Annotated in this window: 8 protein-coding genes; 4 read left to right on the top strand and 4 right to left on the bottom strand. The window is 71.3% G+C overall.

Annotated elements, in window-relative coordinates; translation table 11 throughout:
• The 3 genes from CCN72_RS30475 to CCN72_RS30465 form a co-directional block, all read right to left on the bottom strand.
• A partial coding sequence (locus tag CCN72_RS30475) for an N-acetylneuraminate synthase family protein (RefSeq protein ID WP_086811270.1) occupies nt 1–908 on the bottom strand: 908 nt, incomplete at its 3' end.
• An 11-nt stretch (nt 909–919) separates the two neighbouring features.
• Nucleotides 920–2,203, bottom strand: a complete 1,284-nt coding sequence (locus tag CCN72_RS30470; protein ID WP_086811268.1) for an N-acylneuraminate cytidylyltransferase — start codon at nt 2,201–2,203, stop codon at nt 920–922.
• Between the two features lie 17 nt (nt 2,204–2,220).
• The gene (locus tag CCN72_RS30465; RefSeq protein WP_086811272.1) at nt 2,221–3,531 is read right to left on the bottom strand and encodes a DUF6716 putative glycosyltransferase; all 1,311 of its coding nucleotides are present in this window, start codon (nt 3,529–3,531) and stop codon (nt 2,221–2,223) included.
• A gap of 199 nt (nt 3,532–3,730) precedes the next feature.
• Between CCN72_RS30465 and CCN72_RS30460 the strand changes: the two genes are divergently transcribed.
• The 3 genes from CCN72_RS30460 to CCN72_RS30450 are packed head-to-tail and all read left to right on the top strand — an operon-like array spanning nt 3,731 to nt 7,190.
• Nucleotides 3,731–4,708 carry a glycosyltransferase family 2 protein gene (locus tag CCN72_RS30460; protein ID WP_086811266.1) on the top strand — a complete coding sequence of 326 codons (978 nt, stop codon included), beginning with the start codon at nt 3,731–3,733 and terminating at the stop codon, nt 4,706–4,708.
• On the top strand, nt 4,705–6,039 hold the full coding sequence (locus CCN72_RS30455) for a polysialyltransferase family glycosyltransferase (RefSeq protein WP_086811264.1): 1,335 nt from the start codon (nt 4,705–4,707) through the stop codon (nt 6,037–6,039). The genes CCN72_RS30460 and CCN72_RS30455 overlap by 4 nt, the downstream gene beginning before the upstream one ends.
• A gap of 5 nt (nt 6,040–6,044) precedes the next feature.
• Nucleotides 6,045–7,190, top strand: coding sequence for an acyltransferase family protein (locus tag CCN72_RS30450; protein ID WP_086811262.1), 1,146 nt, complete (start codon nt 6,045–6,047; stop codon nt 7,188–7,190).
• Nucleotides 7,191–7,361: 171 nt separating this feature from the next.
• Here the strand turns inward: CCN72_RS30450 and CCN72_RS30445 are convergent, their stop codons facing one another.
• On the bottom strand, nt 7,362–8,015 hold the full coding sequence (locus CCN72_RS30445) for a TetR/AcrR family transcriptional regulator C-terminal domain-containing protein (RefSeq protein ID WP_086811260.1): 654 nt from the start codon (nt 8,013–8,015) through the stop codon (nt 7,362–7,364).
• A gap of 73 nt (nt 8,016–8,088) precedes the next feature.
• On the opposite strand from CCN72_RS30445, the gene CCN72_RS30440 reads away from it, so the two are divergent.
• A partial coding sequence (locus tag CCN72_RS30440) for an FAD-dependent monooxygenase (RefSeq protein WP_244174560.1) occupies nt 8,089–9,029 on the top strand: 941 nt, incomplete at its 3' end.

Below are 9,029 nucleotides of genomic sequence, written 5' to 3'. Positions count from 1 at the left end.
TCGAGTCCTCCCTCGGCGACGACACCGGCGACGCGGCGCAGCTTCTTCATCGGGCCGAGCTCGGAGTCGTAGACCTTCTTGACGCCGTCGCCGAGGGAGGACTCGATGGTGCGGATGTCGCGCACCAGGCGGGTGAGGCCCCCCGGCTCCACGGAGGCGGCCTGGTCGGAGCCCCACATGGCGCGGTCCAGGGTGATGTGGCGCTCGACGAAGGTGGCGCCGAGGGCGACGGCGGCCAGCGTGGTCTGGAGGCCCGTCTCGTGGCCGGAGTAGCCGATCGGGACGTTCGGGAACTCCTTCTCCAGCGTGTTGATCACGCGGAGGTTCAGCTCCTCGGCCTTGGCCGGGTAGGTCGACGTGGCGTGGCACATCAGGATGTTGTCCGAGCCGAGGACCTCGACCGCGTGGCGGATCTGCTTCGGGGTGGACATGCCGGTGGAGAGGACGACGGAGCGGCCGGTGGCGCGCAGGGCGCGCAGCAGCTCGTCGTCGGTCAGGGAGGCGCTCGCCACCTTGTGGGCGGGCACGTCGAACTTCTCCAGGAAGGCGACGGCCTCAGTGTCCCACGGGGAGGCGAACCAGTCGATCCCCTTCTCCTTGCAGTACGCGTCGATCTGGCGGTACTCGTCCTCACCGAACTCCACGCGGTGGCGGTAGTCGATGTAGGTCATCCGGCCCCAGGGGGTGTCGCGCTCGATGTCCCACTGGTCGCGCGGGGTGCAGATCTCGGGGGTGCGCTTCTGGAACTTGACGGCGTCGCAGCCGGCCTCGGCGGCGACGTCGATCAGCTTGAAGGCGTTCTCCAGCTCACCGTTGTGGTTGATGCCGATCTCGCCGCAGATGTAGACGGGACGACCGGGGCCGACCTCGCGCGAACCGAACGTACGCAGACGGGAGTTGGTGCTCATCAGAGGGTTCCTTACTTGGGGAGGGAATCGAGAGAGGGGCCGAGGATCCAGCTGGCGATCTCTCGGATCGCGCCGTCACCGCCGGGCAGAGTGGTGACCGCGCGTGCGGCGCCGCGTACGACGTCATGGGCGCTCGCGACCGCCACGGGCCAGCCCACGAGGGTGAAGCACGGGAGGTCGTTGACGTCGTTGCCGACGTAGAGCACGCGCTCCGGCGCGATGCCCTGCTCCTCGCACCACTGCTTGAGGGCGAGGTCCTTGCGGTCGATGCCGTGCAGCACGGGAAGCTTCAGCTTCCGGGCGCGGGCGGCGACCACAGGGTTCTGTTCCGTGGACAGGATCAGCATCCGCAAACCGCTCCTGCGCAGCGCGGCGATGCCAAGTCCGTCCCCGCGGTGCACGGAGACGAGTTCCCGTCCTTCGGAGTCGATCAGCACCCGGTCGTCGGTCTGGGTGCCGTCGAAGTCGAGTACGACCGCGTCGATGTCGTCGGCCGTGGGGAGCGAACCGATGGGGGTCCCCCCGCTCGAGCGGAGCCGAGAGTGGGGGAGGTCCGCGTCGAAGAGGGGGGCCAGGGCGCGGGCCCGGGCCAGGTCGTGCGGGTCGTCGATCTCCAGGACCCGCGCCGGGTCGGTGCGCACGAGTTCGGTGCGGCCGAAGAAGCGGTGCCCGTGCGTGCGGAAGCCGGCCGCGTCCATGGCGTACGCGGTGCCGGTCTCCAGGAAGTCCTGGGGGCGGTCCTGGCGGCGGGGGCGGTACGACTTGTCGTGGTTCACCCCGACGCCGCCCTCGCCCTCGCCCTCGCCCGCACCGTCACCTTCGCTCTCCCGCCAGACGAAGCCGTGGAAGGGTGCCACCGTCACCGCGGTGTCCGCGCCGTCCTCGGCGACCGCGCCGGCCACCCCGTCGATGTCCTCGCGGACGATGAAGGGGCTGGTGCACTGCACGAGGAGGACGACGTCGACGGCCGCGCCGTGCAGCGCCTCATGGGCGTCCATGGCGTGCAGCACGGCGGCCTCGGAGGTGGCGGTGTCCCCGGCGATGGCGGCCGGGCGGAGCACCACCTCCGCGCCGGCCTCGCGGGCGGCGGCGGCGATGGCCTGGTCGTCGGTGGAGACCACGACATCGGTCACCAGGCGGGTGGCGCGGCACTCGCGCACCGCGCGGGCCACCAGCGGGACGCCGCCGACCGGGGCGAGGTTCTTCGCGGGCACGCCCTTGGAGCCGCCGCGGGCGGGGATCACCGCGAGCACCCGGCGCACCGTCGCGCCCTGGCTCGCTTCCGGGTGGGACATCCGATCTCCTTGAAAGGTCACAGCTCCCCCATCCGCCGGATCACCGGGGCGACCCGCTGGACGCCGTGCCGGTAGGCGCCGCGCGCGGCCCGGCGCACGATCTGGCGCACCGGTCCCGGCGCCTTGTCGGCGGTGGGCGCGCCGGGCAGCGGGGCGCCGTCGGGGCCGAGGTGGTGGCGGGCGAGGATGCCGGGCAGATAGCCGGGCGCGGTCTCGGGGGTGTAGTAGGGGGTCAGGGGCGGCAGTCCGCCGGCCCGGTCGAGCAGCGTGGCGATGCGCTCGCGGGCCGCGTCGAAGGCGGTCTCGTACGAGCCGTCGGTGGCGACTCCCTGCCGGGCCACCCACTCCTCGTCGGGGGCGGGCCGGTGTCCGGCGTCGAGCTGGTCCCAGGAGGCGAGGCAGCCGGAGCCGGTGAAGTGGTGGTTGCCGAGCGCCTCGCGCACCCCGAGGTCGGTCAGTACGACCGTGGGGACCCGGCGGTGCAGGGCCTCAAGGGCGGCCGTGGAGCTGACCGTGACCAGCAGGTCGGTGCGGTCGAGGACCTCGCCCATGTGGCCGTACACCAGGCGGAAGTTGTCGGGTACGTCCTTGCCCTGGACCAGCTTCTGGTAGGGCAACTCCTCGATGTGGGTGGTGTGTTCGCCGGGCTTGGAACGCAGTTTGAGCAGCACCTCCCGCTCGGGGTGCGTGCGGGCGTGCCGGATGAGGCGGTCGAGGAGGTAGGTGCGGTCGCGGCGGTTGTCCGGGACGGACGGCTGGGCCGCGAACACCACGGTGTAGGGCTCGTGTTCACCGGAGTAGGGCGCACCGCCGAGGAAGGGCAGCGCGACCTCGGTGACCGAGGAGGCGTCCGCGCCGACCCCCTCGTACACGGCGCGGAACCGGTCCGCGTCGTGGCGGGAGTTGGCGAGGACCAGGTCAGCGCCGTGCCGCAGCAGCAGGCCGTCGGCGAGCTTCTCGTAGACGACGCCGACGTAGCCGGTGACGACGACGGGCCGGGGGCGGGTGCCCCACGCGCTGCGCAGGCCGTGCAGCATGGCCTGCACTCCGCCGCCGACGAGCGCCAACACCAGGATGTCGTACGGCTCTTGGCTCATGGCGTGCAGGAACTCGACGCCGGTGACCTCGCTGAGGGAGTCGGCGCGGACGCCGACCTCCTGGAGCTGGCGGGCGGTCGGGGTGGCTCGTCCGCGCAGGAGGTAGCCGTCGAGCCGGACCTCGGCAGCCGCCGGAGTGAGTCGCCGCGCGGTGAGCGCGCCCCACTTCCACCGGGTGTCGGAGTCCGCGAGGACGGCGACCCGCAGGGACTTCGTTGCACTTGCTGGCACGTCCAAGACGCTAGGAAGCGTTTCCGCCGTTCCGCCCAACCCGAATGCAACAAACGGTTAACAGCACATCGCCGAATGACGAATCGGCTCGTGGCGGGCACCGAAAAAGGCCCGGTTCACAGCTTCGCCACGTGCCATTCACCCAGTATCAAGCAGGGCGTCAAGACGAATGACGGGCATCCCCCCTAACGTCCCTGACGTGGTCAAGCTCTCCGTCATCGTGCCGTTCTACAACGTGCAGCAATACGCACCCGACACGCTCAGGAGCCTGAAGGCGAACGCGCGTGAGGACTTCGAATTCATTCTCGTCGACGACTGTTCCCGCGACGGGACACCCGAGATTCTCGCGCGCGCGGAGCGCGAGCTGCCCGGAGCGGTCCTGGTCCGGCACGAGCAGAACGGAGGTCTGGCGACCGCGCGCAACACCGGTATCGACCGGGCGCGCGGCGAGTACCTGACGTTCCTGGACGGCGACGACTGGCTCGCCCCGGGTTACTTCTCCCAACTGGTCAGCGTCATAGAGGAGTTGGGCGTCGACTTCATCCGCACCGACCATGTGCAGTGCACCGCGCGGGCCCGCCAGGTGCAGCGGGTGCCGGTCGGCCGGCGCGGTCAGGTGCTCAGCCCGCGGGAGGCGATCCTGCCCGCGGACCGCTCCACCTCGGTGGACTACGCGTTCGCCTGGGCGGGCGCCTACCACCGCCGGCTGGTCGACAGGGGCCTGCTGCACTTCACCGACGGGCTGCGCACGGCCGAGGACCGGCCGTGGATCTGGAAGCTGCACCGGGAGGCGGAATCCTTCGCCGCGGTGAGCCTGCTCGGCGTGTTCTACCGGCGCGGGGTCGCCTCCTCGCTCACCCAGATCGGCGATGTGCGTCAGCTCGATTTCATTCGGGCATTCGATCAGGTGATCGCGGAAACCGCGAAGGACCGGGACGCGGACGCGCTGCTGCCGAAGGCGGTCCGTACATATTGCGCCATCATTTCCCATCATCTGGGATCCATCGAAAGGTTCGAGCCGGCGGTGGCGAAGAAACTGAAATCCCTGAGTGCCGCCGCGCTGCGCCGCATGCCGCAGGACGTGCTGGACGACGCGCTGGACTCCATGGACCTCCAGCGCGCCACCAAGCTGCGCCGGCTGCGCCGCCGCCCCGCCACCGCGGGAGCCGCCGCGTGACCACCCAGATCTTCCAGGCGTCGACGCTGTACGGCATCGCCACCCTCGCCGCCGCCCTGGACTCCGGCTGCTTCGACTCCGCCGACCGGCGGATCCTGCTGGTCTGCAACAACGCGGCGACGCCCGAGACGACGCCGGGTCCGGACGAGATGCCCGGGTTCGAGCGGCTGCGCGACCGGTTCGACGAGGTGATCTCGTACAACGAGACGATCTTCCCGTTCCACCCGGGCGGCTGGGCCCCCCGGGTCGACGACATGCCGCTGTGGGAACGCTTTCTGCGGCACGAGTGGCGACTGGGCGCCGAGGACGTCGAGTTGGTCGTGGAGTCGATCCAGGTCAACCCGGCGCTCGCGCTCGGGCAGATCTTCAACGGCGCGCCGGTCACGGTCTACGCCGACGGCCTGATGTCGTACGGCCCGACGCGCAACAAGATCGACCCGCTGGTCGGCACCCGCGTCGACCGGGTGCTCCACCTGGACCTGGTGCCCGGCCTCACACCGCTGCTGCTGACCGAGTTCGGTGTGCCCGGCGAGCTGGTGCCGACCTCCGCCTTCACCAAGGTGCTCGCGGAACTCGCGCCGGTCGCCGAGGAGTTGCCGGACATCGAGGAGCCCGCGCTGCTGCTCGGGCAGTATCTGTCGGCGCTGGACATCCTCACCGCCGAGCAGGAGGAGAACCTGCATGTGCGGATGCTGAAGGGCGCTGCCGAACTGGGCCACCACAAGGTCGTGTTCAAGCCGCACCCCACCGCCCCGGCCCGCTACACGCGCTCGCTTGAGCAGGAGGCGGAACGGCTCGGCGTGGAGCTGACCGTCGTGGACACGCCGGTGCTCGCCGAGGTGCTGTACCAGCGGATGCGTCCCGCACTGGTCGTGGGCTGCTTCTCCACGGCCCTGCTGACGGCCTCCGCGCTCTACGGCCTGCCGGTCGCCCGGGTCGGCACGGAGCTGCTGCTGGAGCGGCTCGCGCCGTACGAGAACAGCAACCGGATCCCGGTCACCGTGGTGGACGCGCTGCTGCCCGAGCTGGCGGACGGGACCGCGGTCACCGAGCGGCGGCCCGGCATGGACGTGGAGCGGCTGGGCGCGCTGGTGCGGGTGGTGGGCTTCGCGATGCAGCCGAAGATCCTGCCGGGGCTGCGCGCGGAGGCCGAGGCGTGGCTCGCGGCGAACTTCGGCCCGCGGACGTCCCGTTACTTCAAGCGCCGGCGCCTTACGTCGCTGGCGCTGCCCGGCGGGATCCCCGCGCAGCTGGCGTTCATCCCGCGCAACGCGACCGTGCGCAGGGTGGCGAAGAAGGCGCGCAGTCTGCGCAGAACGGTACGGGGCTGAGCGCCATGACCACTACCCCTTCCCCCGCCCTCGACGACGTCCCGATACCCGCCCCGGAGGGGACCGCCGCGCCCGCGCCCGCCGAACGCCGCAGCCGTCTTCTCGCCCTCGACGGGCTGCGGCTGGTGGCCGCGCTGATGGTCTGCCTCTACCACTACACCGGGCGCGGCGGCACGATCTCCGAGTCCTGGCACCAGAGCCCGTCCGTGGTCTTCCCGACCCTGTCCCGGGCGGCCGTCTACGGCTGTTTCGGCGTCCAGCTGTTCTTCGTGATCAGCGGGTTCGTGATCTGTATGAGCAGCTGGGGCCGCACCCTGGGGGACTTCTTCCGCTCCCGGGTGTCCCGGCTCTACCCCGCCTACTGGGTGGCGCTGGTCCTGGTGACCGCGGCGTCCCTGGTCCTGCCCGCCGTCATCGCGCCGGTCCGGCTGGACGAGTTCCTGGTCAACCTGACGATGCTCCAGCAGCCGATGGGCGCGACCCGGGTGCTCGGGGTGTGCTGGACGCTGTGGGCCGAGGTCCGCTTCTACGCGCTGTTCGCCCTGTTCGTCGTGGTGCGGGGGGTGACCTACCGCCGGGTGGTGCTCTTCTGCTCCGTGTGGGTCCTCGCGCTGGTGCTCTGCCGCACGAACGGCAACGCGCTGACCGACCAGGTCCTCATGCCGGAGTACGCGCCGTTCTTCATCGGCGGTCTCGCGCTCTATCTGATCCACCGCTTCGGCAGCGACCTGCTGCTGTGGGGCATCGTCGCGGTGGCCCTGCTGCTCGGCCAGAGCGAGGCCACGCGGGGCCTGTGGCACCGCACCGGCCACTCCGATCTGCACCGCGACCCCTATGTGGTCGTCCTGATCGTCGCCTTCTCCTTCGCCGTCGTCGCCGCGGTCGCCCTGGGCTGGACCCGCTGGGCCTCCTGGCCTTGGCTGACCACGGCCGGCGCGCTGACCTACCCCTTCTACCTGGTCCACGAACACCTGGGCTGGTTCGTGATCCGCATCCTGCACCGCTTCCTCGGCCTGCCCTCGGCGGCGACCCTCGGGGCGACCGTCCTGACCATGCTGACCCTGGCCTGGCTCATCCACCGCTTCGTGGAGAAACCGTTCGGCCCACGGCTCAGGCGGGCGCTGAAGACGCGGAATCTCTCCGGCGCCTAGGGCCTGTCTGACAATTCCCGTCGTCGCCCGGAGGGCGGCCGCGCGGCGTCAGGTGCGTGCTCTCGGGGTGCCGGGCGTAGGCCCTCGTACTGGACGTACTTGGGTCTGCGCCCGGTGCCGCGAGAGTGCGTGCATGGCGTCGCGCGGCAGACGGGAATTGTCAGACAGGCCCTAGGACGCGACCCCGTACCGCGCCCCGATCCCCGCGATCACGACCGCCAGGCCTTCCTCGAACTGGCGGTCGTAGTCGTGGAAGAGGAGTTCGCCTGCGGCTGCCGCGAGGGGGTGGTCGGGCATGCGGCGGGCGCGGTCGGCGATGTCGGTGCGGGCCTCCTGGTCGCCCGACAGGGGGCGCATGCCCTGTTCCTCGGTGACGAAGCCGATGGTGTAGGCGTGGACCGTGCGGCCCGCGTCGACGGCCTGGGCGAGGGTCAGCCCGGCGGCCGTCAGCAGGCGGAGGTTCTCCTCCAGGACGGGGGCGTGGTCGGTGTCGGTGAAGAGTGAGCCGCTGAAGACCCGGGCGCCGTCGCGGTAGCCGAGCAGCGCGGTGCGCAGACCGCGGTTGATCTTCAGCAGGCGTTCCCGCCAGGTGTCGGCGGGGTCGAGCACGGTGTCGGCCAGCATCCGCCGGTGCATCCGCGTCGCCATCTCGTCCAGCAGCGCCTGCTTGTCCTTGAAGTGCCAGTACAGGGCGGGCGCCTTGACGTCCAGCTCCTTCGCGATGGCACGCAGGGTCAGCCCGTCGAGACCGACCTCGTTCAGCAGCCGCAGCGCCGTGTCGGCGACCCGCGCACGGTCCAGGGGCGATCGTCGTTCCGTACTCACACTTGACAGCTTAACAGCGTTAAGGGCACCCTCATGCCCGATGGCACTTAACGACGTTAAGGAGATATGGGCCATGGAGACGACGGACGTACTGATCGTGGGCGCGGGTCCCACCGGACTCGCCCTCGGCATCGACCTCGCCCGGCGCGGGGTCGCGGCCCAGCTCGTGGAGCGCGCCGACGCCCTGTTCCCGGGCTCGCGCGGCAAGGGGATCCAGCCCCGCACCCAGGAGGTCTTCGACGACCTGGGCGTCATCGACGCGGTCCTCGCGTCGAGCGGCCCCTACCCGGACCGGATGGTGTGGCGCGGCGGCGAGCGGGTCGGCGAGGAGTCGATGTTCGAGCGGTTCGAACCGGACGCGGGCACCCCGTACCCCGCGCCGCGGATGATCCCGCAGTGGCGCACCCAGGAGATCCTGTACGCCCGCCTCACGGAACTGGGCGGCAAGGTCGCCTTCGGCCGTGAGGTCACGGGCCTGACCCAGGACGCGGGCGGCGTGGACGTGGCCTTCGCCGACGGTACGACGGTCCGCGCGCGCTACGTCGTGGGCGCCGACGGCGGCCGCTCGGGCACCCGGCGGACCCTCGGCGTCGGCATGACCGGCGACACCGTCGACCCGGCGCCGTTCGTGGTGGCCGACCTGCGGCTGCGCGGCCTGGACCGGGTGTACTGGCACGCCTTCCCGGCGGCGGACGGCAGCGTCCTCGGACTGTGCCCGCTGGCCGGCACCGAGGAGTTCCAGCTGGCCGCGCGGCTGCCGGAGGGCTCGGAGCCGGAGGTGAGCCCGGACGGCGTGCGCGAGCTGGTCACGCGGTACACCCACCTCGCCGCCGAGGACGTGACCGAGGTGCGCTGGGCCTCGGGGTTCCGGCCCCGGGCGGCGCTCGCGGACCGGTTCCGGGTGGGCCGGGTGTTCCTCGCGGGCGACGCCGCGCATGTGCACTCCCCGGCCGGCGGACAGGGCCTGAACACCAGCGTCCAGGACGCCTACAACCTCGGCTGGAAGCTGGCCGC

The sequence above is a fragment of the Streptomyces murinus genome (genome assembly GCF_002154555.1).
Classification (GTDB): Bacteria; Actinomycetota; Actinomycetes; order Streptomycetales; family Streptomycetaceae; genus Streptomyces; species Streptomyces murinus.
The sequence above is the reverse complement of the archived record's forward strand: the minus strand, read 5'-3'. Positions and strand labels throughout refer to the sequence as shown.